Source organism: Pseudomonas sp. PGPR N4, from assembly GCF_059693665.1.
In genome coordinates this window covers 63,125-88,810 of sequence record NZ_JCAUKV010000007.1, presented here as the reverse complement: position 1 = coordinate 88,810, position 25,686 = coordinate 63,125, and the positions used below count along the sequence as shown (strand labels likewise).

General features: G+C 63.6%; 26 protein-coding genes. 14 read left to right on the top strand and 12 right to left on the bottom strand.

Features of this window, described 5'->3' with window-relative positions:
* Positions 1 to 13: 13 nt before the first annotated feature.
* From mrdA to AC58X1_RS22370, 5 genes are read right to left on the bottom strand one after another with little or no spacing between them, the layout of a single operon-like run.
* Positions 14 to 1,903 (bottom strand): penicillin-binding protein 2, encoded by a 1,890-nt coding sequence (gene mrdA, locus AC58X1_RS22390; protein ID WP_150570975.1) that lies wholly within the window; start codon positions 1,901 to 1,903, stop codon positions 14 to 16.
* 17 nt (positions 1,904 to 1,920) lie between these two features.
* On the bottom strand, positions 1,921 to 2,388 hold the full coding sequence (rlmH, locus tag AC58X1_RS22385) for a 23S rRNA (pseudouridine(1915)-N(3))-methyltransferase RlmH (RefSeq protein WP_101322267.1): 468 nt from the start codon (positions 2,386 to 2,388) through the stop codon (positions 1,921 to 1,923).
* A 9-nt stretch (positions 2,389 to 2,397) separates the two neighbouring features.
* Positions 2,398 to 2,820, bottom strand: coding sequence for a ribosome silencing factor (gene rsfS, locus AC58X1_RS22380; RefSeq protein WP_101322268.1), 423 nt, complete (start codon positions 2,818 to 2,820; stop codon positions 2,398 to 2,400).
* A 46-nt stretch (positions 2,821 to 2,866) separates the two neighbouring features.
* Positions 2,867 to 3,559 (bottom strand): nicotinate-nucleotide adenylyltransferase, encoded by a 693-nt coding sequence (gene nadD, locus AC58X1_RS22375; RefSeq protein ID WP_101322269.1) that lies wholly within the window; start codon positions 3,557 to 3,559, stop codon positions 2,867 to 2,869.
* On the bottom strand, positions 3,528 to 4,799 hold the full coding sequence (locus tag AC58X1_RS22370) for a glutamate-5-semialdehyde dehydrogenase (RefSeq protein WP_497429475.1): 1,272 nt from the start codon (positions 4,797 to 4,799) through the stop codon (positions 3,528 to 3,530). The genes nadD and AC58X1_RS22370 overlap by 32 nt, the downstream gene beginning before the upstream one ends.
* Positions 4,800 to 5,073: 274 nt before the next feature.
* Here AC58X1_RS22370 and AC58X1_RS22365 point away from each other — a divergent pair, with 274 nt between their 5' ends.
* Together AC58X1_RS22365 and AC58X1_RS22360 are read left to right on the top strand one after the other, a co-directional pair.
* A complete protein-coding gene (locus tag AC58X1_RS22365) occupies positions 5,074 to 5,766 on the top strand; it encodes a DNA-3-methyladenine glycosylase (RefSeq protein ID WP_259078805.1) in 693 nt (230 codons plus the stop codon).
* Positions 5,767 to 5,768: 2 nt separating this feature from the next.
* On the top strand, positions 5,769 to 7,085 hold the full coding sequence (locus tag AC58X1_RS22360; protein WP_150570977.1) for a bifunctional DedA family/phosphatase PAP2 family protein: 1,317 nt from the start codon (positions 5,769 to 5,771) through the stop codon (positions 7,083 to 7,085).
* 32 nt (positions 7,086 to 7,117) lie between these two features.
* Here AC58X1_RS22360 and AC58X1_RS22355 read toward each other — a convergent pair whose 3' ends face one another.
* Genes AC58X1_RS22355 through AC58X1_RS22345 form a run of 3 tightly spaced genes read right to left on the bottom strand, consistent with a single transcriptional unit; the run spans position 7,118 to position 8,790 of the window.
* Positions 7,118 to 7,705, bottom strand: coding sequence for an LON peptidase substrate-binding domain-containing protein (locus tag AC58X1_RS22355; protein WP_101322273.1), 588 nt, complete (start codon positions 7,703 to 7,705; stop codon positions 7,118 to 7,120).
* Positions 7,706 to 7,714: 9 nt separating this feature from the next.
* On the bottom strand, positions 7,715 to 8,431 hold the full coding sequence (locus AC58X1_RS22350; protein ID WP_101322274.1) for an LrgB family protein: 717 nt from the start codon (positions 8,429 to 8,431) through the stop codon (positions 7,715 to 7,717).
* Entirely contained in the window at positions 8,428 to 8,790 is a 363-nt protein-coding gene (locus tag AC58X1_RS22345; protein WP_101322275.1) for a CidA/LrgA family protein, read from the bottom strand. Before AC58X1_RS22345 ends, AC58X1_RS22350 begins: the two co-directional genes overlap by 4 nt.
* Positions 8,791 to 8,936: 146 nt before the next feature.
* On the opposite strand from AC58X1_RS22345, the gene AC58X1_RS22340 reads away from it, so the two are divergent.
* From AC58X1_RS22340 to AC58X1_RS22330, 3 genes are all read left to right on the top strand, one after another.
* On the top strand, positions 8,937 to 9,392 hold the full coding sequence (locus tag AC58X1_RS22340; protein WP_101322276.1) for a MaoC family dehydratase: 456 nt from the start codon (positions 8,937 to 8,939) through the stop codon (positions 9,390 to 9,392).
* Positions 9,393 to 9,495: 103 nt separating this feature from the next.
* Positions 9,496 to 11,229: a C13 family peptidase gene (locus tag AC58X1_RS22335; protein WP_497429474.1), complete on the top strand. Its 1,734-nt coding sequence runs from the start codon at positions 9,496 to 9,498 to the stop codon at positions 11,227 to 11,229.
* 26 nt (positions 11,230 to 11,255) lie between these two features.
* Complete coding sequence (locus AC58X1_RS22330) at positions 11,256 to 11,900, top strand: oxidoreductase (RefSeq protein ID WP_101322278.1); 645 nt, start codon at positions 11,256 to 11,258, stop codon at positions 11,898 to 11,900.
* Between the two features lie 28 nt (positions 11,901 to 11,928).
* Here AC58X1_RS22330 and AC58X1_RS22325 read toward each other — a convergent pair whose 3' ends face one another.
* From AC58X1_RS22325 to AC58X1_RS22310, 4 genes are all read right to left on the bottom strand, one after another.
* Complete coding sequence (locus AC58X1_RS22325; protein ID WP_101322279.1) at positions 11,929 to 12,216, bottom strand: YceK/YidQ family lipoprotein; 288 nt, start codon at positions 12,214 to 12,216, stop codon at positions 11,929 to 11,931.
* Complete coding sequence (ubiX, locus tag AC58X1_RS22320) at positions 12,213 to 12,842, bottom strand: flavin prenyltransferase UbiX (RefSeq protein WP_101322280.1); 630 nt, start codon at positions 12,840 to 12,842, stop codon at positions 12,213 to 12,215. The genes AC58X1_RS22325 and ubiX overlap by 4 nt, the downstream gene beginning before the upstream one ends.
* Positions 12,839 to 14,188, bottom strand: a complete 1,350-nt coding sequence (gene mpl, locus AC58X1_RS22315) for a UDP-N-acetylmuramate:L-alanyl-gamma-D-glutamyl-meso-diaminopimelate ligase (RefSeq protein ID WP_101322281.1) — start codon at positions 14,186 to 14,188, stop codon at positions 12,839 to 12,841. The genes ubiX and mpl overlap by 4 nt, the downstream gene beginning before the upstream one ends.
* Positions 14,189 to 14,256: 68 nt before the next feature.
* The gene (locus tag AC58X1_RS22310; RefSeq protein ID WP_259078802.1) at positions 14,257 to 16,161 is read right to left on the bottom strand and encodes a sigma-54-dependent Fis family transcriptional regulator; all 1,905 of its coding nucleotides are present in this window, start codon (positions 16,159 to 16,161) and stop codon (positions 14,257 to 14,259) included.
* A 268-nt stretch (positions 16,162 to 16,429) separates the two neighbouring features.
* Here AC58X1_RS22310 and exaC point away from each other — a divergent pair, with 268 nt between their 5' ends.
* The 9 genes from exaC (at position 16,430) to AC58X1_RS22265 (ending at position 25,672) form a co-directional block, all read left to right on the top strand.
* Positions 16,430 to 17,950 (top strand): acetaldehyde dehydrogenase ExaC, encoded by a 1,521-nt coding sequence (gene exaC, locus AC58X1_RS22305; RefSeq protein WP_101322283.1) that lies wholly within the window; start codon positions 16,430 to 16,432, stop codon positions 17,948 to 17,950.
* Between the two features lie 210 nt (positions 17,951 to 18,160).
* Positions 18,161 to 19,609 carry an ethanolamine permease gene (eat, locus tag AC58X1_RS22300; protein ID WP_101322284.1) on the top strand — a complete coding sequence of 483 codons (1,449 nt, stop codon included), beginning with the start codon at positions 18,161 to 18,163 and terminating at the stop codon, positions 19,607 to 19,609.
* 49 nt (positions 19,610 to 19,658) lie between these two features.
* Positions 19,659 to 21,053: an ethanolamine ammonia-lyase subunit EutB gene (locus AC58X1_RS22295; protein ID WP_497429473.1), complete on the top strand. Its 1,395-nt coding sequence runs from the start codon at positions 19,659 to 19,661 to the stop codon at positions 21,051 to 21,053.
* Positions 21,054 to 21,061: 8 nt separating this feature from the next.
* The gene (gene eutC, locus AC58X1_RS22290) at positions 21,062 to 21,880 is read left to right on the top strand and encodes an ethanolamine ammonia-lyase subunit EutC (RefSeq protein WP_150570983.1); all 819 of its coding nucleotides are present in this window, start codon (positions 21,062 to 21,064) and stop codon (positions 21,878 to 21,880) included.
* Between the two features lie 108 nt (positions 21,881 to 21,988).
* Positions 21,989 to 22,453: a GNAT family N-acetyltransferase gene (locus AC58X1_RS22285; protein ID WP_101322286.1), complete on the top strand. Its 465-nt coding sequence runs from the start codon at positions 21,989 to 21,991 to the stop codon at positions 22,451 to 22,453.
* A 221-nt stretch (positions 22,454 to 22,674) separates the two neighbouring features.
* Positions 22,675 to 23,322 carry a DedA family protein gene (locus AC58X1_RS22280; RefSeq protein ID WP_101322287.1) on the top strand — a complete coding sequence of 216 codons (648 nt, stop codon included), beginning with the start codon at positions 22,675 to 22,677 and terminating at the stop codon, positions 23,320 to 23,322.
* Between the two features lie 7 nt (positions 23,323 to 23,329).
* The gene (locus AC58X1_RS22275) at positions 23,330 to 24,145 is read left to right on the top strand and encodes a M90 family metallopeptidase (RefSeq protein ID WP_497429472.1); all 816 of its coding nucleotides are present in this window, start codon (positions 23,330 to 23,332) and stop codon (positions 24,143 to 24,145) included.
* Between the two features lie 93 nt (positions 24,146 to 24,238).
* Positions 24,239 to 24,766 (top strand): inorganic diphosphatase, encoded by a 528-nt coding sequence (gene ppa / locus AC58X1_RS22270; RefSeq protein ID WP_101322289.1) that lies wholly within the window; start codon positions 24,239 to 24,241, stop codon positions 24,764 to 24,766.
* Between the two features lie 204 nt (positions 24,767 to 24,970).
* Positions 24,971 to 25,672: a LexA family transcriptional regulator gene (locus AC58X1_RS22265; RefSeq protein WP_101322290.1), complete on the top strand. Its 702-nt coding sequence runs from the start codon at positions 24,971 to 24,973 to the stop codon at positions 25,670 to 25,672.
* Positions 25,673 to 25,686: the final 14 nt, after the last annotated feature.

Below are 25,686 nucleotides of genomic sequence, written 5' to 3'. Positions count from 1 at the left end.
TCAAAATTGTTAATCACTGGGCCTTTTCCTGAGCGACGGTGGCGGGAGCGAACTCGGTTTTCAACTGGCCGTTGGCGTCGAGCAGCCAGGCGTCCATGATCTGGCGCATCACCGGCGCCGCCACGCGGCCACCAGCCTCGCCGTTCTCGATCATCACCGAGACGACGATCTTCGGATCGTCAGCCGGGGCGAAACCGACGAACAGGGCGTGGTCACGGTGACGCTCCTGGACTTTGTTGCGGTCATACTTCTCGCCCTGCTTGATCGCCACCACCTGAGCAGTACCGCTCTTGCCGGCGATGCGGTACTGCGCGCCGGTGGCAGCCGCGCGGGCGGTGCCGCGGGCGTTGTGCATCACCTGCTCCATGCCGTGGGTGACCTTGGCCCAATCGGACGGGTCACGCAGGACGATGTCCTCGATCGGGTTTTCGTCGACCGGCGGCTGGCCCTCGATGGTCTTGGCCAGGTGCGGGCGGAACCACTTGCCCTTGCTGGCGATCAGCGCGGTAGCCTGGGCCATCTGCAACGGCGTGGTCTGCATGTAGCCCTGGCCGATGCCGAGGATCAGCGTTTCGCCCGGGAACCACGCCTGGCGGCGGGTGGCGCGCTTCCACTCACGGGTCGGCATCAACCCGGAGGATTCCTCGAACATGTCCAGCGACACGCGCTGGCCGAGGCCGAACTTGTTCATGTAGGTCGACAGGCGATCGATGCCCATCTTGTGCGCAAGATCGTAGAAGTAGGTGTCATTGGAACGCATGATCGCCAGGTCAAGATCAACCCAGCCGTCACCGCTGCGGTTCCAGTTACGGTATTTGTGGTCGTAGTTGGGCAACTGGTAATAGCCCGGGTCGAACACCCGGCTGCCGGCTGTCACTACACCGCTGTCGAGGCCGGCGATGGCCACTGCGGGCTTGATCGTCGAACCGGGTGGATACAGCCCGCGCAGGACACGGTTGAACAGCGGCCGGTCGATCGAATCGCGCAGGTCAGCATAGGCCTGAAAGCCAATGCCGGTGACGAACAGGTTGGGGTCGAAGCTTGGCTGGCTGACCATCGCCAGTACTTCACCCGAGCGTGGATCAAGCGCCACGATAGCGCCACGCCGACCACCCAGAGCCAGCTCGGCGGCTTCCTGCAGTTTGATGTCCAGGCCCAGCACGATGTCCTTGCCGGGGATCGGGTCGGTGCGCTTGAGCACGCGCAGCACGCGGCCGCGGGCGTTGGTCTCTACCTCCTCGTAACCGACCTGACCGTGCAGGGCATCTTCATAGAAGCGCTCGACGCCGGTCTTGCCGATATGGTGGGTGCCGCTGTAGTTGACCGGATCAAGGGTCTTCAGCTCTTTCTCGTTGATCCGCCCGACATAGCCGACCGAGTGGGCAAAGTGCGCACCTTGCGGGTAATGCCTGACCAACTGCGCAGCCACTTCCACGCCCGGCAACCGGAACTGGTTGACGGCGATCCGGGCGATCTGGTCTTCGCTGAGCTCGAACAGGATCGGCACGGGCTCGAACGGCCGCCGACCCTGCTTCATGCGCTTCTCGAAGAGGGCACGGTCGTCCGCTGTGAGCCCCAGCACCTCGACGATGGCGTCCAGCACCTCTGGCCATTTGCCGGCGCGTTCGCGGGTCATGGTCAGACTGAAGCTGGGCCGGTTGTCGGCGATGATCACCCCGTTGCGGTCGAAGATCAGCCCGCGGGTCGGCGGGATCGGCTGCACATGCACCCGGTTGTTCTCCGACAGCGTCGAGTGATAGTCGTACTGGATGATCTGCAGGTAGTACAGCCGAGCAATCAGCACGCACACCAACAACATGATCGCCACAGCGCCGACCACGACGCGGTTGCGCACCAGACGGGCGTCTTTCTCGTGGTCTTTGAGGCGGATCGGCTGCGACATCGGGCGGGCTTACAGGCTCATTTGTGGTAGGGATGCCCGGACAACACGGTCCAGGCGCGGTAGATCTGTTCGCCGATCAGTATCCTTACCAACGGGTGCGGCAAGGTCAGCGGCGACAGCGACCAGCGCTGTTCGCTGCGCGCGCACACCTCAGGCGCCAGGCCTTCCGGCCCACCCACCATCAAATTCACCGTCCGCGCATCCAGGCGCCAGCGATCCAGCTCGACCGCCAACTGCTCGGTGCTCCACGGCTTGCCGTGGACTTCGAGGGTGACGATGCGTTCGCCGGGCTGAACCTTGGCCAGCATGGCCTCCCCCTCCTGACGGATCAGGCGAGCCACGTCGGCGTTCTTGCCCCGGGTGTTCAGCGGGATTTCCACCAGCTCGAGCGGCAACTCAGCAGGGAGGCGCTTGGCATATTCATGCCAGCCTTCCTCGACCCACTTGGGCATGCGCGAGCCGACCGCGATCAATCGCAGACGCACGGCGCTTCCTTATTGCTTGTTGAGCTTGTCGAAGTACTCGTTGGCGCCGTTCTCGGAGCTGTGGTGCTTGCCATCGGCAGCACGGCTCTGCTCGGCACCCATCCACAGGCGCTCGAGGTCGTAGAACTGACGCGCAGCGGCGGTCATCATGTGCACGATGACGTCGTTCAGGTCGAGCAGCACCCAATCGCTTTCGCCTTTGCCTTCTTCGCCCAGCGGCATGACGCCCTTGGCTTTGACCAGCTCGCGAACCTTGTCCAGCATCGCGTTGATCTGGCGATTGGAGGTACCGGTGGCGATGATCATGTAGTCGGTCAGGCTGTGCTTGTCGCGCACGTCGATCACCTGGATATCCAGGGCCTTGACCTCTCCCAGCGCTTCCTTGGCCACTTCGACCAGTTCTTCGGCAGTGATGTCGTTTTGCTTCTTCATAGTTACTCGTTCAACTCGTTTTGAATGAGGCGCCCCAACGGCGCCCTCAGTTGGACCCACGATATAGATCGTGCGCCTCTATGTAGGCCAGTACTGCATCCGGCACCAGAAACCGTACCGACTTGCCGCTGGCCAGCAGCTGTCGGATTTGCGTGGCCGACACCGCAAGCGGGGTCTGCCAGACGAACGAAATGTGACCCGCCGGGCCGGACATGGCAGTGGGATCGCTTTGCGAGCGCGCAGCCAGCAGGTTGCGCAGCTCGTCTGGTGGTTCGACATCCGCATCCGGGCGTTGCAGCACCAGGATGTGGCAATGTTGGAGCAATTCTTCCCAGCGGTGCCAGCCCGGCAGGCCGCAGAACGCGTCCCAGCCCAGGACCAGAAACAACTGGTCATCGCCGCCCAGCTCGGCCCGGATCGATTCCAGGCTGTCGATGGTATACGACGGTTTGTCACGGCCCAGCTCGCGCGCATCGACGCTCAGGCAGTCGACCCCGCTGACCGCGCTCTGCACCATCGCCAGGCGCGCCTGAGCGTCTACCTGTGGCGTGTCGCGGTGCGGCGGGCGGGCGTTGGGGAGCAGGCGCAGCTCGTCCAGGCCCATCAGCTCGGTCACTTCCAGCGCACTGCGCAGGTGGCCAATATGAACCGGGTCGAAGGTACCGCCGAAAATGCCGACGCGCCGCACTGCAGGGGCCTGATTCAACTCAGCTCGGCTCCTGGCCGCGCAGCTGGCCATCGCCAAGCACTACGTATTTTTCGCAGGTCAGGCCTTCGAGGCCGACCGGACCACGCGCATGCAGCTTGTCGGTGGAAATACCGATCTCGGCACCCAGGCCATACTCGAAGCCGTCGGCAAAGCAGGTCGGGGTGTTGAGCATGACCGACGCCGAGTCGACCTCGGCGATGAAGCGCCGGGCCTGACCCTGGTGTTCGGTAATGATCGAGTCGGTGTGGTGCGAGCCGTAGTGATTGATGTGCTCGATGGCCTGCTCGAGGCCGTCGACCACGCGAATCGACAGGATCGCGTCGAGGTATTCGGTGTGCCAGTCGTCTTCGCTGGCAGGTGCTGCCTGGATGATCGCCCGGGCGCGCTCGCAGCCGCGCAGCTCGACGCCGTGTTCCTGGAAGCGCCGGGCCATTTCCGGCAGGAAGTCTGCAGCAATGGCCTGGTCGACCAGCAAGGTCTCCATGGCGCCGCAGATACCGTAGCGGTAAGTCTTGGCGTTGAAAGCAACGCGCCAGCCCTTGTCGAGGTCGGCGTGCGCGTCGATGTACACATGGCAGATGCCATCGAGGTGCTTGATCACCGGTACGCGGGCATCGCGGCTGATCCGCTCGATCAGGCCACGGCCGCCACGCGGGACGATTACGTCGACGTACTCGGGCATGCTGATCAGTGCACCGACCGCTTCACGGTCGGTAGTTTCCACAACCTGCACCACTGCCGCTGGCAAACCTGCGGCAGCCAGGCCGCGCTGGATGCAGGTGGCAATCGCGCGATTGGAATGAATCGCCTCGGAGCCGCCACGCAGAATGGTCGCGTTACCCGACTTCAGGCACAGGCTGGCAGCATCGATGGTCACGTTCGGCCGCGACTCGTAGATGATCCCGATCACGCCCAGCGGCACGCGCATCTTGCCGACCTGAATGCCCGACGGGCGGTAGCTCATGTCACGCACGGCGCCGACTGGATCGGGCAGGCTGGCCACCTGGCGCAGGCCGGTGATCATGCCGTCGATACGAGCAGGAGTCAGCGCCAAACGATCGAGCAGCGCCGCTTCCAGACCATTGCTGCGGCCATTGGCGAGGTCCTGCTCATTGGCGGCAGTGAGCTCGGCGCGGGCGGCGTCCAGCGCATCGGCAGCAGCCTGCAAGGCACGGTTCTTCTGTGCGGTGCTGGCGCGGGCGATCACGCGCGAGGCCTGGCGGGCAGCGCGACCCAGGCGGGTCATGTAGTCAAGAACGGACTCAGTCATGGGCTCGGTGTCTTGGCGAAAGGGGAAATCGGCTGATTATAACTGGCGGGCACCAGTACGCCCAGCGGCGGGAGGCGGATGGTAGAAGATGACGCGGTTAATGGACAGGAAAGATGTAACCTGGCTTAACCAAAATGCTACGTGCGAGGTCTGAAGGCCCCGTGGTTGCTGGGCGCCAGTGGTTTACGCCGGCAGGCAGCCATCTACAGCAGCGTTCAGCCTCGATTAAGCGATTAATTGCTATGATCGCGCCATTCAATCACGAACAGCCAGCATGCCAGACCCAGCACCCTGCCCGGCCCGCGCCCTGCCAGACAGCTTTTTCGACCGTGATGCCCAGACCCTGGCCAAGGCGCTGCTGGGCAAAGTCATTCGCCACCGTCAGGGCGACCTGTGGCTGGCTGCGCGGATCATCGAAACCGAAGCCTATTACCTGACCGACAAGGGCAGCCACGCCTCGCTGGGCTATACCGAAAAGCGCAAGGCGCTGTTTCTCGACGGCGGGCACATCTATATGTACTACGCCCGCGGCGGCGATTCGCTGAACTTCAGTGCCCACGGCCCGGGCAATGCGGTGCTGATCAAGTCAGCCTACCCGTTCATCGACGCGCTCTCGGACGCCAACAGCCTGGCCCGGATGCAACTGAACAACCCCGATGCCAGCGGCCAGTTGCGCCCACCCGAGCGCCTTTGCGCCGGGCAGACCCTGCTCTGCCGCGCGCTGGGCCTGAAGGTGCCGCACTGGGACGGCCAGCGCTTCGATCCGCAGGCGCTGTATGTCGAGGATTGTGCGCTGGCAGTGCCGCAGATCATCCAGTGCGCTCGCCTGGGCATTCCCCATGGCCGCGACGAGCACCTGCCGTACCGCTTCGTCGATGCTCAATTCGCCCGTTTCTGCACACGGAACCCGCTGCGTCGGGGCCAAGTCGAAGGCCGGGACTACTCAACTCTCGTACAAGGAAGCTGACCATGGGCCAATGGCTCGACAGCCTGACCGGCTGGCTCAGCGCCAATCCACAATGGCTTGGCGTGGCAATCTTCGTGGTGGCCTGTGTCGAATGCCTGGCGATTGCCGGGATCATCGTGCCGGGCACGGTATTGCTGTTTGCCGTTGCGGTGCTGGCCGGCAGTGGCGCATTCACCCTGGGCGAAACACTGCTGCTGGGCTTTGCCGGCGGCTTGCTCGGGGATGCGATGTCCTATGCCATCGGCAAGTATTTCCACCAGAACATCCGGCGCTTGCCGCTGATCCGCCATCACCCGGAGTGGATCGGCCGCGCCGAGACCTACTTCCAGCGCTATGGCATCGCCAGCCTGCTGGTGGGGCGCTTTATCGGGCCGTTGCGGCCGATGCTGCCAATGGTCGCCGGCATGTTCGACATGCCGTTGCCGCGCTTCATTGCGGTGAGCCTGGTGGCCGGCGCCGGCTGGTCGGTGGCTTATCTGCTGCCTGGCTGGGCGACCGGCGCGGCGATGCGCCTGCCGCTGCCGGAAGGCTTCTGGCTGGATGCAGGGATCATCGCCGGCACCTTGGCCGTGTTGATCGGCCTGAGCCTGAGCAGCAGCATTCGCGACCAGCGCCACGGCACCCGGCTGATCGCCGGGATGAGTTTTCTGGCGCTGGCCGGGGTGTTTCTCGGCTGGCCATTCCTGCATGAGTTCGATCAGGGCGTGATGACTCTGGTGCAGGAGCACCGCAGCCAGGCGTTCGACGGCATCGTGGTGATCGTCACCCGCTTGGGCGACTTCCGCACTCAACTGTTCCTCGGCGGCTTGCTGACCGGCCTGCTGTTGCTGGCCCGGCAATGGCGCCATGCGGTCTTCGCCGGCAGCGCCCTGATGGGCACCGCGATTGCCAATGGCACGCTGAAATGGCTGTTTGCCCGAGCCCGACCAGAAGTGCTCAGCGACCCGCTAACCACTTACAGCATGCCCAGCGGGCACAGTTCGGCCTCGTTTGCGTTCTTCCTGGTGATGGCGGTACTGGCCGGCCGCGGGCAACCGCCGCGGATGCGCCTGACCTGGATCATGCTCGGCTGCATCCCGGCGCTGTCCATCGCCCTGTCGCGGGTCTACCTGGGCGCGCACTGGCCGACCGATATCCTTGCCGGGGCCCTGCTGGCCTGCTGTATCTGCGCCCTCAGCCTGACCCTGGTGCAGTGGCGCCAGCCTTTGACGGCGCTACCGCTGCGGGTGTGGTGGCTGATCCTCCCGGCGTGCGTGGCATTGCTGGCGTTTTTTGCCCTGTACGCCCTGCCCCACGCACTACTGCGCTATCAGTACTGAGTGTGAAGGAGCGCCTGGCCAGGCGCTCCTGATCAGGCAAACAGCTCGCCTTGCATGCGCTCGAGCAGCGATTGAATCGCGGCCAGGCGCTGCTGCGGCGAGTCCATCGCCAGCAGCTCGAGCTTGTCTTCTTCGATAAACGGCAGCAGGTAGGCCAACTGGTTGGCCAACGCCTGGCGCCCCTCGGCGCGCGGCATATCCAGCGCCGCGACCATTGGATGCTCACCCAGGGCCAGCAGCAGCGCCACCAGGTCATCATCTTCCTCGCTCAAGGCGCTGTCGGCGCTGTCGGCCAGCCAGTTCACCTCGGCCAGCAGCAGTTGGTCTTTCTGCACGTTGGTCTGGCCGACCTCGAAGCGGCGCACGCCCTCGACGCGAATGCCCAGCAGGCCGTTGTCCTGCTGTTCGAAGTCGCGGATCAGCGCTTCGCAGCCAATCGGCGCAACGCCCATTGGCGCCTTGCCGACCTGCTCGCCCTCGAGGATGCACACCACGCCAAAGCCAGCGCCCTGCTTCATGCAGCGGCCGATCATGTCCAGGTAACGCGCCTCGAAGATCTGCAGATCGAGCATGCACCCGGGAAACAGCACGGTGTTGAGCGGAAACAGCGGTAGCGTCATGTTCAATCCTCAAGCCACCAGGCTAACCGCCAACGGCAGGAATACCGCCGTGGCCACACCCATCAAACTCATCGCCAGCGCCGCAAAGGCGCCGCATTCGTCACTTTCCTGCAGGGCCACCGAGGTGCCTACCGCATGTGCGGTAATCCCCAGCGACATCCCCCGCGCCTCGGCGCTGTGCACACCACAACGGCTGAGCAGCGCCGGGCCGAAAATCGCCCCGATCACCCCGGTGATCAACACGAACACCGCCGCCAGCGCGGCCACGCCGCCGATCTGCTCGGCCACCAGCATGGCAATCGGCGAGGTCACCGACTTGGGCGCCATGGTCATCAGGATCATGTGCTCGGCACCGAACCACCAACCCAGCAGCACACAGGCACCGGTGGCGAACACCCCTCCGATTACCAGCGTAGTAAAGGTCGGCCAGAACAACTGGCGAATCCGCCGCAGGTTCAGATACAGCGGCACCGCCAGCGCGACCGTGGCCGGGCCAAGCAGGATATTCATGATCTCGGTGCTCTTGCGGTACTCGCTGTAATCGATGCCGCACAGCAGCAGGATAGTAATCACCACCACCATCGAGACCAGCACCGGCTGCAAAAAGATCCAACGGGTCTTCTCGAAGGCCGCCAGCACCAACTGGTAAGCACCCAGGGTGATGCCGATGCCAAACAGCGGATGGTGCACTACGGCATCCAGTGCGCCTTGCCAATCGAGGATCATGGGTGCTCCTCCGGCTTGCTCTGGCGCTGGATCAGCTTCTGCATCAAGACGCCGACGAATACCAGGGTCAGCAGGCAAGACAGCACCAACGCGCCGACGATGGCCCAGAAGTCAGCAGCAATGTCTTTGGCATAGACCATCACCCCAACGGCAGGCGGCACCAGCAGCAACGGCAGGTAACGCAACAGGCTGGAGGCCGCTTCGTTCAACGGTTTGCCGACTTCGCCGCGGGCGATGAGAAATACCAGCAGCAGCAACAGGCCGATGATCGGCCCAGGCAGAATCGGCACCAGCAGGTGATTGAGTGCCGTACCCAGCAACTGAAACAACACCAGCCAGGTCAATCCACGCAACAGCATAAGCTTCTCCTTGGGGCATGGCGGCCATTATAAACACGCGTGGCCGGGCGCGTGGCCAGCACATGGTTGCTTGACCGCGCGCTGCCAACATGATGATCTTGCACGCGCGTACCACTTGAGCAGACACGACAACCTGGAGAGTCACGATGCCCTATGTACCTGTTGCAGCGCTTTCGCAGTATGTTGGTAAGGAACTGGGACGTTCCGCCTGGCTGACCATCGATCAGCAACGCATCAACCTGTTCGCCGAAGCCACTGGCGATTTCCAGTTCATCCACGTCGACCCGGAACAAGCCAGCAAGACTCCGTTCGGCAGCACCATCGCCCATGGCTTTCTGACCCTGTCGCTGATCCCCAAGCTGATGGAAGACATCCTCGTGCTGCCCGAGGGCATGAAGATGATCGTCAACTATGGTCTGGACAGCGTGCGCTTCATCCAGCCAGTCAAGGTCGACAGCAATGTGCGTCTCAAGGTCGAGCTGAAGGAAGCGACCGAGAAAAAGCCTGGCCAGTGGCTGCTGAAGATCCTCGCTACCCTGGAAATCGAAGGCGAAGACAAGCCGGCTTATATCGCCGAGCCGTTGACCCTGTGTTTCGTCTGAGCCACTGACGGGGCTGCCACGCGGCCCTGCGATTGCTGGCTGGGCACTGTCTCAGCCCACGCATTGTGCGGCATACTCGGCACATCTATCGCCGAGATCCGCCATGCGTGTACTGCTGCCCCTCGCCCTCACCGTTCTGCTTGCTGCCTGTGGCGACGGCGAACCACTGTCGCCGCCAGACGCCCGCCTGCCTGACGGTGGCCGCTACCGCGGCCAGGTGGTCAATGGCCTGCTGCAGGGCGAGGGCCGCATCGACTACCCCAATGGCAGTTGGTACGCCGGCACCTTCGCCAACGGCCAGTGGCATGGCCAGGGCGAATGGCATGGCAGCAACGGCGAGGTCTACCGCGGCCAGTTCGCCAGCGGCCTGTTCGAGGGCCTGGGCGAGCTGACCACGCCCGGCAGCCACTACTCAGGCACCTTCAAGCATGGCCGGCGCGACGGTGAAGGCACCCTCAAGCAGAACGATCAGGTCTACCGTGGCCAGTTCAAGGACGACCAGTACCATGGCGCCGGCGAGCTCAAGTTGACCGACGGCAGCCAGTACCAGGGCCTGTTCGCCAAGGGCCAGCCGAACGGCGCCGGGGTGCGCAGCGATGCCAGCGGCAATCAGTTCAGTGGCTACTTCGTCGATGGCCAGCTGCAAGGCAGCGGCACTTACGACAGCGCCGATGGCGAGCAGTACATCGGCGAATTCAAGGACAACCGCCTGCAAGGCCGCGGCCGCTTCGAAAACGCCGACGGCGACGTCTGGATCGGTGAGTTCAGCGATGGCTCGCTGGACGGCCAGGGGGAGCTGCTGGGCAGCGATGGCAGCCGCTACAAGGGCGGCTTTCGCAACTGGCGGTTCTCGGGCGAAGGCCGCCTGCACCTGGCGGACGGCAGCCAGTACATCGGCGGTTTTATCGACGACGCCTACCAGGGCCATGGCCGCCTGATCCACGCCGACGGCCGCATCGAGGGCGGCTACTGGGTCAAGGGCGTGCGTGTGCGCGACGAACAGAGCAAGCTGCTGCCCGACCCGCTCGACCTGGCCCTGCTCAATCAGGGCAAGCTGCTCAAGGATGCGCTGGCCCAGGTGCCGCCATCCAAGGCGCCGATCCAGCTGTACAGCCTGGTGCTGGCCGGTGATGGCCAGCAAAGTGTGTTCATGCGTGAAGCCGACTATGTCAGCAACATGCTCAAGGTGCGCTTTGGTGCCAGCGGCCAGATCACCCTGGTCAACCACCGCGATCACCTGGCCGATCGGCCAATGGCCACCCGCCAGAACCTCACCCGCGCCGCCACAACCCTGGCCGAGCGCAGCGGCCCGGAAGACCTGATCTTCATCTACCTGACCAGCCACGGCAGCGCCGATCACCAGCTGGTGCTCGACCAGCCGCGCCTGCAACTGGCCGATCTCTCCGCCGATGAGCTGGCCAGCGCCCTCGCGCCGCTCAAAGACCGCGACAAGGTGGTGGTGATCTCGGCCTGCTACTCCGGCGGTTATATCCCGCCACTGAAAGATGAGCGGACCCTGATCATGACCGCCGCGCGCCCGGACAGGGTGTCATTTGGCTGTTCGGAAGAGGCCGACTTCACCTATTTCGGCGACGCCCTGTTCGCTGAAGCCCTGAATCAGACCGACGACTTGAAACAGGCGTTTGAACTGGCGCGCGCCAGCGTTGCCGAACGGGAACGTAGGGAAGGTTTCGAGGCCTCTGAACCGCAGCTGTGGGCGCCGCCCGCAGTACTGGCACACTGGCAACGGCTGCGCCAGCAGCAGGCCGAAGAAGCCTTGCGCAATGAAGCTCAGACAGCCGTACCGCCGCAGGCAAAACCACCTGCCAGGCGCTAAGCTGTGTGTAACAAGGGAGAGACATCATGTACTTGACGCCTCAGCATGTCCTGATCGCCGGCGCAACTGGCCTGACAGGTGAACACCTGCTTGACCGGCTGCTCAATGAACCCACCATCAGCCGCGTGCTGGCGCCAACGCGCCGGCCGCTGGCAGAGCATCCACACCTGGAAAACCCGGTCGGCGACCCTGCGGTGTTTCTGCCGCAACTGGGCGGCCGAGTCGATATCGCCTTCTGCTGCCTGGGCACTACCATCAAGCAGGCGGGCTCGGAGTCGGCGTTTCGCGCTGTCGATCTGGACATGGTGGTGGCCTTCAGCAAACGTGCGCGGGAAATGGGTGCACGCCATCTGCTGGTGGTCAGCGCCATTGGCGCAGACCCCAAGTCGTCGGTGTTCTACAACCGGGTCAAAGGCGAAATGGAAGAGGCGCTGAAAGCGCAGGACTGGCCGCAGCTGACCATCGTGCGGCCATCGCTGTTGCTCGGTGAGCGGATTGAACCGCGCCTCGCCGAGCGCCTGGCCGCGCCGATTGCCCGGCTGCTGCCTGGCAAGTACGGTGGCATCGAGGCGTGTACCCTGGCCCGGGCATTGTGGCGCCTGGCGCTGGAAGAAGAAGACGGTATCCGCGTGATCGAGTCGGACGAACTGCGCAAACTGGGTAAAAACTAAGCAATTGCCGGGGGCTGCCCCGGCAATCTCACAGCCCACCTGATGCGTTGAAGCCCACGCCAAGTGCAGTCAGCAACGACAGCGGCAGCAACAGGGTATCGAGCAGCGCGCTGCCGGGCAGGTCCAGCGCCGGATAAGCCGGGGCTTGCGCTCCAAAGCGATCCGCAGGGCAGCAGCCACCCTTCATCACATACCAATCCAGACGGGTGCCGGCGTATACCACCGGCGCCCCAGGCTTGTTCGCATCCAGCGTACGCACGGTGGCGCAGCCGCCCAGCGAAGTAGCGACCAGCAAGGCCAGCAGAGCCCGCCTCAATCATCCACTCCGTAGTGATGCTCGCCCCAGCGCGGCAGCATGTCCTGAGGGATGTTCAGCAGGTTGAGAATCCGCGCTACGACAAAGTCGACCAGGTCATCGATGGTCTGCGGCTGATGGTAGAACCCAGGCGCGGCAGGCAGAATCACCGCGCCCATCTGCGACAGCTTGAGCATGTTCTCCAGGTGAATGGTCGAGAACGGCGCCTCACGCGGGACCAGAATCAGCTGGCGGCGCTCCTTCAAAGTGACGTCGGCGGCACGCTCGATAAGGTTGTTGCAGGCACCTGTGGCAATCGCCGACAAGCTCCCGGTCGAGCACGGCACCACGACCATGGCCGCAGGCGCGCCGGAGCCGGACGCAACCGGCGACATCCAGTCTTCCTTGCCGTACACGCGAATCTGCCCGGCGGCAGCGCCGGTGTATTCGGTGAGGAAGGTCTGCATCGCCTGCGCCTTGGGCGGCAGTTGCACATCGGTCTCGGTGGCCATTACCAGCTGGGCGGCCTTCGAGATCAGAAAATGCACCTCGCGGTCTTCCCGCACCAGGCAATCGAGCAGGCGCAGGCCGTATTGCGCGCCGGAGGCGCCGGTCATGGCCAGGGTAATGCGCTGCGGGCCGTTCACTTCAAGGCCTCGGCCAGCTTGCCGTGCAGGCCGCCAAAGCCGCCGTTGCTCATGATCACCACATGGGTCCCGGGGCGCGCCTGGCCCTTGACCCGCTCGATGATCGCCTCAAGGCTGTCGGCGACAATCGCCGGCACCTTGCACTGCGCGGCAGTCGCGGCGAGATCCCAACCGAGGTTGGCCGGGGCATACCAGATCACCTGGTCGGCATCATTGACGCTCTCGGGCAGGCCGTCGCGGTGCGCACCGAGCTTCATCGAATTGGAACGGGGCTCGATCACGGCGATCACCGGCGCCTCACCGACCTGCTTGCGCAGGCCATCGAGGGTGGTGGCAATCGCGGTCGGGTGATGAGCGAAGTCATCGTAGATGGTCACGCCCTGTACTTCAGCAACCTTCTCCATGCGCCGCTTGACGCTCTTGAAGGCATTCAGTCCGTCGATGGCCATCGCCGGGACGACGCCGACATGACGCGCCGCAGCCAGCGTCGCGAGGGCATTGGCAACGTTGTGCTGGCCAGTCATCGGCCAATTGACGGTGCCCTGCACCACGCCTTCGAACAGCACTTCAAACTGCGAGCCGTCGGCGCTGAGCAGGCGCGCCTGCCACTGCCCGCCAGCACCGGTGGTCTGCACCGGCGTCCAGCAGCCCATGCCGATCACCCGCTCCAGGGCTTGCTCGGTGGTCGGATGAATGACCAAGCCTTCACTCGGGATGGTCCGCACCAGGTGATGGAACTGACGCTCGATGGCGGCCAGGTCGGGGAAGATATCGGCGTGGTCGAACTCAAGGTTGTTGAGGATCGCGGTACGCGGGTGGTAATGGACGAACTTCGAGCGCTTGTCGAAGAAGGCGCTGTCGTATTCGTCGGCTTCGATCACGAAGAACGGCGTATCGCCGAGACGCGCCGACACCGAGAAGTTCTGCGGCACGCCACCAATGAGGAAGCCCGGGCTCATGCCCGCATGCTCCAGCACCCAGGCGAGCATGCTGCTGGTGGTGGTCTTGCCATGGGTGCCGGCGACAGCCAGGACCCAGCGGCCTTGCAGCACATGGTCGGCCAGCCACTGCGGGCCGGAAACATACGGCAGGCCTTTGTTCAGCACATATTCGACTGCCGGGTTGCCACGCGACATGGCGTTGCCGATCACCACCAGATCAGGGGCTGGCTCCAGCTGCGCCGGGTCATAGCCCTGGATCAGCTCGATGCCCTGGGCTTCGAGCTGGGTGCTCATCGGCGGATAGACATTGGCATCGGAGCCGGTGACCCGATGGCCGAGCTCTTTCGCCAGCACGGCCAGGGAGCCCATGAAAGTACCGCAAATACCGAGAATATGAATGTGCATGATCGACCTCGCAAAACGTCGAGGCAGGGTAGCCCAGGGCGCGCCAATTCGCACCCGCTGATTCAGCTTCAACTGACTCGGGTGATGCCGTGTTTGCGCAGTTTGCGGTACAGGGTGTTGCGGCTGATGCCCAGGTGGCTGGCGACATGGGTCAGGTGCCAGCGCAGTTGTTCAAGGGTGGCCAGCAGCGCTTCGCGCTCGGCATCGGCCAACGGCGCGGCCACGCTGGCATTAGCCGTTGCCGGAGCGGTGCGGGTGATGATCGCCGGCAGGTCAGCCAGACCGATGCGCCGATCGTCACACAGCGCCACCAGCGTACGCAGCACGTTGCGCAGCTGGCGCACGTTACCGGGCCAGGCGAAGGCCAGCAGCGCCTCGCGGGCCGCCGGCGCCAGCTCGAGCGGCTGGCCATCGGCCTCCTGCGCCAGGATGAAGTCGAGCAACTGGCCCTTGTCGCTACGCTCGCGTACTGCTGGCAAGGGCACTTCGAGGCCGTTGAGGCGGTAGTAGAGGTCTTCGCGAAAACTGCCCTGCTCGACCCGCTCGAGCAGATCGCGGTGGGTGGCGCTGATGATGCGCACATCAACGGCCTGCGCCTCGCCGCCGATGGGCACTACCTGGCGTTCTTCCAGCACGCGCAGCAGGCGCGTCTGCAAGGCCAGCGGCATGTCACCGATCTCGTCCAGCAGCAAGGTGCCGCCATCCGCCTGGAGCAGCTTGCCGCGCATGCCTTCCTTGCGCGCGCCGGTAAAGCTGCCGCCGCGATAACCGAACAGCTCGCTCTCGATCAGGCTCTCCGGGATCGACGCGCAGTTGATCGCCACAAACGGCTTGTGCCGGCGCTGGCTGGCCTGGTGCACCGCCTGGGCAAAGGCCTCCTTGCCGCAGCCGGTTTCACCACGCAGCAGCAATGGCACATCGCGCTCGAACACGCGCAGGGCGCGGCCAAAGTCGGTTTGCAGGGCCGGGTCGAGCAGGCAGATCTGCGCTGCTGGCGCCACCACCGGCAAGGGCTGCGCGGCGGGCACGGCCCAGGCCGCTACCGGTGCCTGCCCGCGCAGGCTGGCATAGACCTGACGGCCATCGCGGGTGTGCAGGGGCCAGGCGGTACTGCCCTGCGGCGTCGCGCGGCCGAGCAACTCGTCGAGGTTGCAGGCAAAGAACATATCGATCGGTTTGCCCAGCACGCCACTGCGAATGCTGCCCAGCAGGTTCAGCGCGCTCTGGTTGGCCGCGCTGATCCGGCCATCGCCATCAAAGGCAAGCAAGCCTTCACTGAACAGCCCGACCGACTCTGCCTGCAGGTGAAAACGCAGCAGCCATTGGTGCTGGTAGTGGCGCAGGAAGTAGCAACTCTCGATCATCTTCGCCGACAGGTTGACCAGCGCCATGGTGTGGAACTGGCTCTGACGCGACACGTCGGCCCGCGCCGAGGACACGTCGAGCACCGCCAGCAGTTCGCCGTGCGGGTCGAATACCGGGCTCGCCGAGCAGGTCAGGCCGGTGTGGCGGCCACGAAAGTGTTCATTCTGATGAATGGTCAGCGCCTGGCGCTCGACCAGGCAGGTGCCGATGCCGTTGGTGCCCTCGCTGGCTTCGCTCCAGTCCGCCCCCAGCCACAGCCCGGCGCGCTCGAAGATACGCCGCTCGGTGGGCGCCGTGACACAGTTGAGGATCACCCCGTGGGCATCGGTGAGCAGCACCGCATGGCCGGCGCCAGAGAGCTGCTGGTGCAGGCTGTTCATCTCGCCGTCGGCAATGTGCAGCACCTGGCGCAGGCGCTCGCGGGTCTCCAGCAGGCGCCCATGCTCAAGCACCACCGGCGCCTGGCTGCGCGCAGGATCAAGGTGGTAGTCCTCCAGGCAACGCAGCCACGAGCGGGCAATGGAAGGGTCGCTGGCCGGGCCGTTGCCTTCACCGCGGGCGGTGGTCAGGACCTGCTGGGCATGCTGGCTGAACGTGGTGTTCTGCATTTGTTGTTGGACTCCGCAGATACAGTCTGTGGCCAGCATCCTCCACCCGGGAAGCCTTTGCAATGGTGCGCTGACGTGGCCGACACAGGCTGTACCGCCGACGGTACAAAGTGTCACCCAGCGCGTGCCAGCCCTGGCACAACGCCTGGCCATGACGCACGCAGCACTGGGCCAAGCCCTTGATCTACAAGGCCTGGCAGGCGCTGGCCCGACCTTTGCGCTACGCTTGATAACTCCCTAACAAACATAACTAACCAGGAGAGACACCATGCGTTACGCACATCCCGGTACCGACGGCGCCAAGGTCAACTTCAAGCGTCAGTACGGCAACTTCATCGGTGGCGAGTTCGTAGCTCCGGTCAAAGGTCAATATTTCGAAAACACCTCGCCGGTCAACGGCAAGCTGATCGCTGAATTCCCGCGCTCGACTGCCGAAGACATCGACAAGGCGCTGGACGCCGCCCACGCTGCTGCCGATGCCTGGGGCCGCACTTCGGTACAGGATCGCTCCAACGTACTGCTGAAGATTGCCGACCGTATCGAGCAGAACCTCGAGCTGCTGGCCATCACCGAAACCTGGGACAACGGCAAGCCGATCCGCGAAACCCTCAACGCCGACATCCCGCTGGCGGTCGACCACTTCCGCTACTTCGCGGGCTGCATCCGTGCCCAGGAAGGCGGCGCTGCCGAAATCAATGAAAACACCGTGGCCTATCACATCCACGAACCGCTGGGCGTGGTCGGCCAGATCATCCCGTGGAACTTCCCGATCCTGATGGCCGCGTGGAAGCTCGCCCCGGCCCTGGCTGCCGGCAACTGCGTGGTGCTCAAGCCCGCCGAGCAAACCCCGCTGGGCATCACCGTGCTGGTCGAACTGATCGGCGACCTGCTGCCACCTGGCGTGCTCAACGTGGTGCAGGGCTATGGCCGTGAGGCTGGCGAAGCGCTGGCGACCAGCAAGCGCATTGCCAAGATCGCCTTCACCGGCTCGACCCCAGTCGGTTCGCACATCATGAAATGCGCTGCCGAGAACATCATCCCGTCCACCGTCGAACTGGGCGGCAAGTCGCCGAACATCTACTTCGAAGACGTCATGCAGGCCGAGCCGAGCTTTATCGACAAGGCCGCCGAGGGCATGGTGCTGGCATTCTTCAACCAGGGCGAAGTGTGCACCTGCCCATCGCGGGCGCTGGTCCAGGAATCGATCTATCCGCAGTTCATGGAAGCGGTGCTGAACAAGGTCAAGCAGATCAAGCGTGGCGACCCGCTGGACACCGAGACCATGATCGGCGCTCAGGCCTCGCAGCAGCAGTTCGAGAAGATTCTCTCCTACCTGGACATCGCCCAGGCCGAAGGCGCCGAGCTACTCAGCGGCGGCAAGGTGGAAAAACTAGAAGGCGCCCTGGCCACCGGCTATTACATCCAGCCGACCCTGCTCAAGGGCAACAACAAGATGCGCGTGTTCCAGGAAGAAATCTTCGGCCCGGTGGTCAGCGTCACCACCTTCAAGGACGAAGCTGAAGCACTGGCGATTGCCAACGACACCGAGTTCGGCCTCGGCGCCGGGGTCTGGACCCGCGACATCAACCGCGCCTACCGCATGGGCCGTGGCATCAAAGCCGGCCGGGTATGGACCAACTGCTATCACCTGTACCCGGCGCACGCCGCGTTTGGTGGCTACAAAAAGTCCGGGGTTGGCCGCGAAACGCACAAGATGATGCTCGATCATTATCAGCAGACCAAGAACCTGCTGGTGAGCTACGACATCAATCCGCTGGGCTTCTTCTAAATACGCCCGGGGGCTGCTTTGCAGCCCTTTCGCGACACAAGGCCGCTCCTACAGGCGACTGTGGGAGCGGGCTTGCCCGCGAAGGGCCGCAAAATGGCGATGACACACCACACCCCCAGAGCAGCAACCGCTCTGGCGCGCTTCATGCAAGACAAATCACCAAGTGGCCGCACTCCCTTCGGCCCCCAAAAAAAATAACTGGTGAATCCAATGCCAAGCGATCATCCCGCCGGTACGCCGGCTACTTCTTCCGTCGATTTCGAAAAGGTCGGCTCCGACTATTTCCAGCAACGCGAACTGAAAAAAGGCGCCGCCGGCTGGGTCCTGCTGGTCGGTCTCGGGGTCGCCTATGTGATCTCCGGTGACTACGCCGGCTGGAACTTCGGCCTGGCCCAAGGCGGCTGGGGCGGCATGTTCCTCGCCACCTTGCTGATGGCGACGATGTACCTGTGCATGTGCTTCTCGCTCGCCGAACTGTCTTCGATGATCCCTACCGCCGGCGGTGGCTACGGCTTTGCCCGCAGTGCGTTCGGACCGTGGGGCGGTTTTCTCACCGGCACCGCGATCCTGATCGAGTACGCCATTGCCCCCGCGGCGATTGCGGTGTTTATCGGCGCCTACTGCGAGTCGCTGTTCGGCATTGGCGGCTGGATGATCTACCTGGCCTTCTACATCATCTTCATCGGCATCCACATCTTTGGGGTCGGCGAGGCATTGAAGCTGATGTTCATCATCACCGCGGTGGCAGCGATTGCCCTGGTGGTGTTCCTGCTCGGCATGGTGCCCCATTTTGATGCGGCCAACCTGTTTGACATCGCTCCAACCAACGCCGCCGGCGCCAGCAGTTTCCTGCCGTTTGGCTACCTCGGTGTGTGGGCAGCAATCCCCTATGCGATCTGGTTCTTCCTCGCGGTCGAAGGCGTGCCGCTGGCTGCCGAAGAAACCAAGAACCCGAAACGTGACCTGCCGCGTGGCCTGATCGGCGCGATGCTAGTGCTGCTGGCGTTTGCCCTGCTGATTCTGGTGATCGGCCCGGGCGGTGCCGGCTCGGAAGCCCTGAAAGCCTCGGGTAACCCGTTGGTTGAAGCCCTGTCGAAAGCCTACGGCGGTTCGACCTGGATGGGCGGCTTCGTCAACCTGGTCGGCCTGGCCGGTTTGATCGCCAGCTTCTTCTCGATCATCTATGCCTACTCCCGGCAGATCTTCGCCCTGTCGCGCGCCGGCTACCTGCCGCGCAAGTTGTCGCAGACCAACAAGAGCAAGGCGCCGGTGCTGGCGCTGATCATCCCGGGCATCATCGGCTTCGCGCTGTCGCTGACCGGTCAAGGTGATTTGCTGATTCTGGTCGCGGTTTTCGGCGCGACGCTGTCGTATGTATTGATGATGGCGGCGCACATCACCCTGCGTATCCGCCGGCCGAAAATGGACCGCCCGTACCGCACCCCGGGCGGCATCTTCACCTCGGGCGTGGCGCTGGTGCTGGCCTGCGTGGCGGTGATTGCCGGGTTCCTGGTCGATCCGCGAGTGGTAATTGGCGCTGCGGTGATCTATGCAGTATTGATTGCCTACTTTGCGTTCTACAGCCGTCACCACCTGGTAGCGGGCACACCGGAAGAAGAGTTCGCTGCGATCCAGAAGGCCGAAGAGGCCTTGCACTGATTGCCGCTATGCGCCGCAGGCCCTGCCTGCGGCGCTCTGGAGAGTCTGTATGGCAAGTTTCGTACACACGGTAGGCCATCTGGTCTACCGCTTCGACAGCCTCAAGGAAGTCATGGCCAAGGCCAGCCCGGCCCGCTCCGGTGACTTCCTCGCCGGAGTCGCCGCCGAAAATGACGGCGAACGCGTCGCCGCGCAGATGGCCCTGGCCAATATCCCTCTCACGCACTTTTTAAGCGAAGCGCTGATCCCCTACGAAGAGGACGAAGTTACCCGACTGATCATCGACAGCCACGACGCTGAGGCCTTCGCCCCGGTAAGCCACCTGACCGTTGGCGGCTTGCGCGACTGGCTGCTCGGCGAGCAGGCCGATGAAGACAGCCTGCGCGCCCTCGCCCCTGGCCTGACCCCGGAAATGGCCGCGGCGGTGTCGAAGATCATGCGGGTACAGGACTTGATCCTGGTCGCGCAGAAGATCCGCGTAGTCACTCAGTTTCGCGGCACCATGGGTTTGCGCGGACGCCTGTCGACCCGCCTGCAGCCCAACCATCCGACCGATGAGCCAGCCGGGATCGCCGCGAGCATTCTCGACGGCCTGCTGTACGGCAACGGCGATGCGATGATCGGCATCAACCCGGCCACCGACAGCATTTCGTCGATCTGCGCCATGCTGGAAATGCTCGATGCGATCATCCAGCGCTACCAGATCCCGACCCAGGCCTGCGTGCTGACCCACGTCACCACCTCGATCGAGGCGATCAACCGCGGCGTGCCGCTGGACCTGGTGTTCCAGTCGATCGCGGGCAGCGAAACGGCCAACGCCAGCTTTGGCATCAACCTCAATGTCTTGCAGGAAGGCTATGACGCGGGCCTGTCGCTCAAGCGTGGCACCGTCGGGCAGAACCTGATGTATTTCGAGACCGGCCAGGGCAGCGCACTGTCGGCCAACGCCCACCATGGCGTCGACCAGCAAACCTGCGAAACCCGCGCCTACGCCGTGGCGCGCCACTTCAAGCCGTTTCTGGTCAATACCGTGGTCGGTTTCATCGGCCCGGAGTACTTGTACAACGGCAAGCAGATCATCCGTGCCGGCCTCGAAGACCACTTCTGCGGCAAGCTGCTCGGTGTGCCGATGGGTTGCGACATCTGCTACACCAACCACGCCGAAGCCGATCAGGACGACATGGACACCCTGTTGACCCTGCTGGGGGTCGCCGGGATCAACTTCATCATGGGCATCCCCGGTTCCGACGACATCATGCTCAACTACCAGACCACCTCGTTCCACGATGCCCTCTACGCGCGCCAGACCCTTGGCCTCAAGCCCGGGCCGGAATTCGAAGCCTGGCTGGAGCGCACCGGCATCTTCACCCAGGCCGATGGCCGCATTCGCTTTGGCGACAACCTGCCGCCCGCTTTCCGCCAGGCCTTGGCGCAGCTCGCATAGGGATGATCATGGATCAGCACACACCAACCACCGACAACCCCTGGCTGGCCCTGCGCAGCCTGACTCCGGCGCGCATCGCCCTAGGCCGCAGCGGCATCAGCCTGCCGACCAGCGCCCAGCTGGATTTCCAGTTCGCCCACGCCCAGGCCCGCGATGCCGTGCACCTGCCGTTCGACCACGCCGGGCTGCGCAGTCAGCTCAGCGACCGCGGCCGCGAAAGCCTGCTGCTGCACAGCGCCGCCAGTGATCGCGACCAGTACCTGCAGCGCCCTGACCTGGGTCGACGGTTGAATGAAGCCTCGGTCGAACAACTGCGCGAGCACGTAAAGGCCAACCCCGGCGGGGTCGATCTGGCTATCGTCGTGGCCGATGGCCTTTCTGCGCTGGCGGTGCATCGGCATACCCTGCCGTTTCTCAGCCGCTTTGAAGAGCAGGCCGCAGCCGATGGCTGGAGCAGCGCACCGGTGGTGCTGGTCGAACAAGGCCGCGTCGCGGTCGCCGACGAGGTCGGCCAGCTGCTCGGTGCACGCATGACGGTCATGCTGATCGGCGAACGACCGGGGCTGAGCTCGCCCGACAGCCTGGGCCTGTACTTCACCTTCGCGCCCAAGGTCGGCCTGACCGATGCTTATCGCAACTGCATCTCCAACGTGCGTTTAGAGGGGTTGAGCTACGGCATGGCCGCGCATCGCCTGTTGTATCTGATGCGCGAAGCGTGTCGGCGCCAGCTGTCGGGCGTGAACCTCAAAGACGAAGCCGAGGTACTGAGCCTCGACTCGTCAGACCCCAGCGCAAAACGCGGTAACTTTTTGCTCGGCGAACAGTAGTTATCACTGCTGGCGGCTGGATTGCGCTTCGCGCCTGCTTTGGGGCAGCATGGGCGCGAACGTTGTCGGCAACCTGTCGTTTGCCTAAATGGACTCTGAGGGCCGTACATGCGCATCATCAAGGCAACCCTGGCACATCTCGACCTGCTCAACCCATTGTTCGTCAAATACCGCGAGTACTACGGGCAACTGCCCTACCCGGACAGCTCACGCAGCTTTCTCGAAAAGCGCCTGCGGCTGGAGGAGTCGGTGATCTATCTGGCCTTCGCCGATGACGATGTCGACGACAGCAAGCTGCTGGGCTTCTGCCAGCTGTATCCAAGCTTCTCGTCGCTGTCGCTCAAGCGTGTGTGGATCCTCAATGACATCTATGTCGCCGAAGATGCCCGGCGAATGCTGGTAGCCGACCACCTGATGCGTGAAGCAAAGAAGATGGCCAAGGAAACCAACGCCGTGCGCATGCGCGTATCGACCAGCACCGACAATCAGGTCGCCATGAAAACCTACGAGTCGATGGGCTTTCGCGAGGACACCGAGTTCAAGAACTACACCCTGCCGATCAACTCGGATTGATCGCGCTGTGGCAGCGGCGTGCAGCCGCTGCTGCAGACACCAGCGCCACCACCTTTGCCGCCGGCCGGTAATCCGCCGCTACAATCTCCCCGGGCACGATCCCAGCTTGTCCGTATAATCCCTTTTTTACATGTGTGAAAGTTTACCTACGCTCACACATGCGTAGCCGATTTCCGTCTTTGCGCGCCCGTTGTCGCGGGTCAAGAACACAGGTGCTGTACATGGATTTCAACCCGCTTGACCTCATCCTGCATCTCGATGCCTACCTTGATCTGCTGGTGAACAACTACGGCCCGTGGATCTACGCCATTCTCTTCGCGGTGATCTTCTGCGAAACCGGGCTGGTGGTGATGCCATTCCTGCCGGGCGACTCGCTGCTGTTCATTGCCGGTGCAGTGGCGGCCGGTGGTGGCATGGACCCGGTGCTGCTGGCCGGCCTGTTGATGGCCGCAGCGATCCTCGGCGACAGCACCAACTACGTGATAGGCCGCACGGCCGGTGAACGCTTGTTCAACAAGCCCAACTCGAAGATCTTCCGCCGCGACTACCTGCAGCGGACCCATGATTTCTACGACAAGCATGGCGGCAAGACCGTGACCCTGGCGCGCTTCCTGCCGATCCTGCGCACCTTTGCGCCGTTTGTAGCCGGCATTGCCCATATGCACTACCCGCGTTTCCTGACTTTCAGCGTGGCCGGTTCGCTGCTCTGGGTCGGCGGCTTGGTCACCCTGGGCTACTTCTTCGGCAACGTGCCGTTCATCAAGCAGCACCTGTCGCTGATGGTGGTGGTGATCATCGTCCTGTCGCTGGTGCCGATGCTGCTCGGCCTGCTGCGTGGCCGCTTCGGTCGCGCGGCCAAGGCGCACTGATCGGCACATGTGGTCGTTACGCGCCTGGCGGCGCCGGCGCACCCTGGCGCGCTACCCAATCGACGCGCAGTTGTGGCAGGCCGTGCGCCAGCGCCTGCCGGTGCTCGATGGCATAACCGCCGAGGAAGACCACTGGCTGCGTGAGGCCTGCGTGCTGTTTCTGCATGCCAAACACCTGACCTGCCTGCCCGGGGTCGAACTGGATGACGAGCAGCGCCTGCTGCTCGCCGCCCAGGCGCAACTGCCGTTGCTGCACCTGGGGGATCTTGACTGGTATCAGGGTTTTCACGAGATCATCCTCTACCCCGACGACTTCAAAAGCCCCCAGCGCCACCGCGATGCCAGCGGCGTCGAGCACGTCTATGACGGCGAGCACAGCGGCGAAGCCTGGCAACAGGGGCCGGTCATTCTGGCAATGGACGGGGTACTCGCCGGTGGCGGCTGGGAGGCCTACAACCTGGTGATCCACGAGCTGGCGCACAAACTCGACATGCTCAATGGCGATGCCAACGGCCTGCCGCCGCTGCACCACGGCATGCACGTCGGCGACTGGTCGGCTGCGATGCAGAGCGCCTACGACGACCTCAACCGCCAGCTTGATGCCAACCCGGATGCCGAGACCGCAATTGACCCCTATGCCGCGGAGAATCCTGCAGAGTTTTTCGCCGTCACCAGCGAATACTTCTTTAGTGGGCCTGACCTGCTACAACAGGCATATCCGCAGGTCTATCAGCAATTGGTCCAGTTCTACCGGCAGGACCCGCTGGCCCGCCTGACCCGGCTGCAGGCCGAAGATCCGCAGTATTGCGCCAGTCAGCCCTGAGCTGGCCACACATCAGGCAGGGCGTGGCGTGCACTGGCGGAATATGCCTATAATCGCCGCCAATTTTCTGAACAGACACGGGGGCCCTGCCCAATGAGCTACAGCAAGATTCCGGCTGGCAAAGACCTGCCGAACGACATCTACGTCGCCATCGAAATCCCGGCTAACCACGCCCCGATCAAATACGAGATCGACAAGGACAGCGACACCCTGTTCGTCGACCGTTTCATGGCCACCCCGATGTTCTACCCGGCCAACTACGGCTTCATCCCCAACACCCTGGCCGACGACGGTGATCCGCTCGACGTGCTGGTCGTGACTCCGTACCCGGTAGCGCCAGGCTCGGTCATCCGCGCCCGTCCGGTCGGCGTGCTGAACATGACCGACGATGGCGGCGGCGACGCCAAGGTCATCGCTGTCCCGCACGACAAGCTGTCGCAGCTGTACGTCGACGTCAAAGAGTACACCGACCTGCCAGCGCTGCTGATCCAGCAGATCGAGCACTTCTTCGCGAACTACAAAGATCTCGAGAAGGGCAAATGGGTCAAGATCGAAGGCTGGGCCGGCGCCGATGCCGCTCGTGAAGCGATCACCAAATCGGTTGCTGCCTACAAGGGCTGAGCCGAACAAGTCTGAGCGGTGATGCCGTTCAGACCATGTGTCTAGGGGCGCTCTGCGCCCCTTTTCATGCCTACTCTTCCCTGCTGCAGATTCCCTCGCACAAAATCCGTCCTAGGATCCTTCCTACAAACCCTCTGTTTTCCCACAACAAAATCAAACCCTCAGTTCATTTTCCTGCCGCTCTGCCCCCGTTAAACTTCGCCCATGACGACATCCGGCGACCGCCTCAAGGCACTCCTGCAAGAATGCGACCTGACCCCTTCCGATTTCGCCGCCCAGCGTTGCGTTACCCCCCAACACGTCAACAATTGGTTCAAACGCGGTGTGCCTCTGGCACGCATGGACGAAATGGCCGATCTGTTCTGCGTGCACCGGCGCTGGCTGATGAACGGCGTAGGGCCCAAATACCACAGTGCCATCCTGCGCCAGAGCGGCGTCTGCGCCGAGGCAGTGCACCAACCCACCTCGCTGCTCGACCTGGACGGCCGGCTGCTGCGGATCTCCCTGTACCGGCTGCACGGCAACCAGCTGTCACCTGACATGCAGGGCCACCTGACCCTGCCGGCACAATCTCTGGAAACCCTCGGCGTGTTCCCTCAGCGAGCGATCTGCATGCTCATGCCCGCCGGCAACATGGCGCCGATGATCCCGCAGGACGCGATCATTGCCATCGACCGCGGCAGCACCCATGTAGTCGATGGCCAAACCTATGCCCTGCTGCACAACGGCCAGCTCAAGGTGCACAGTCTCAGCCTCGAGCACGACGACACCCTATGCCTGCACAGCCATGACCAGCGTAACTACGCGGTCGAGCGCTACACCTTCGCGCAACGTCAGGAGCAAGGGCTGGAAATCATCGGCTGGGTATTCCACTGGTCATATTTCAACCAGCGGGCCAGCTCCTGAAATACCCCGTGCAA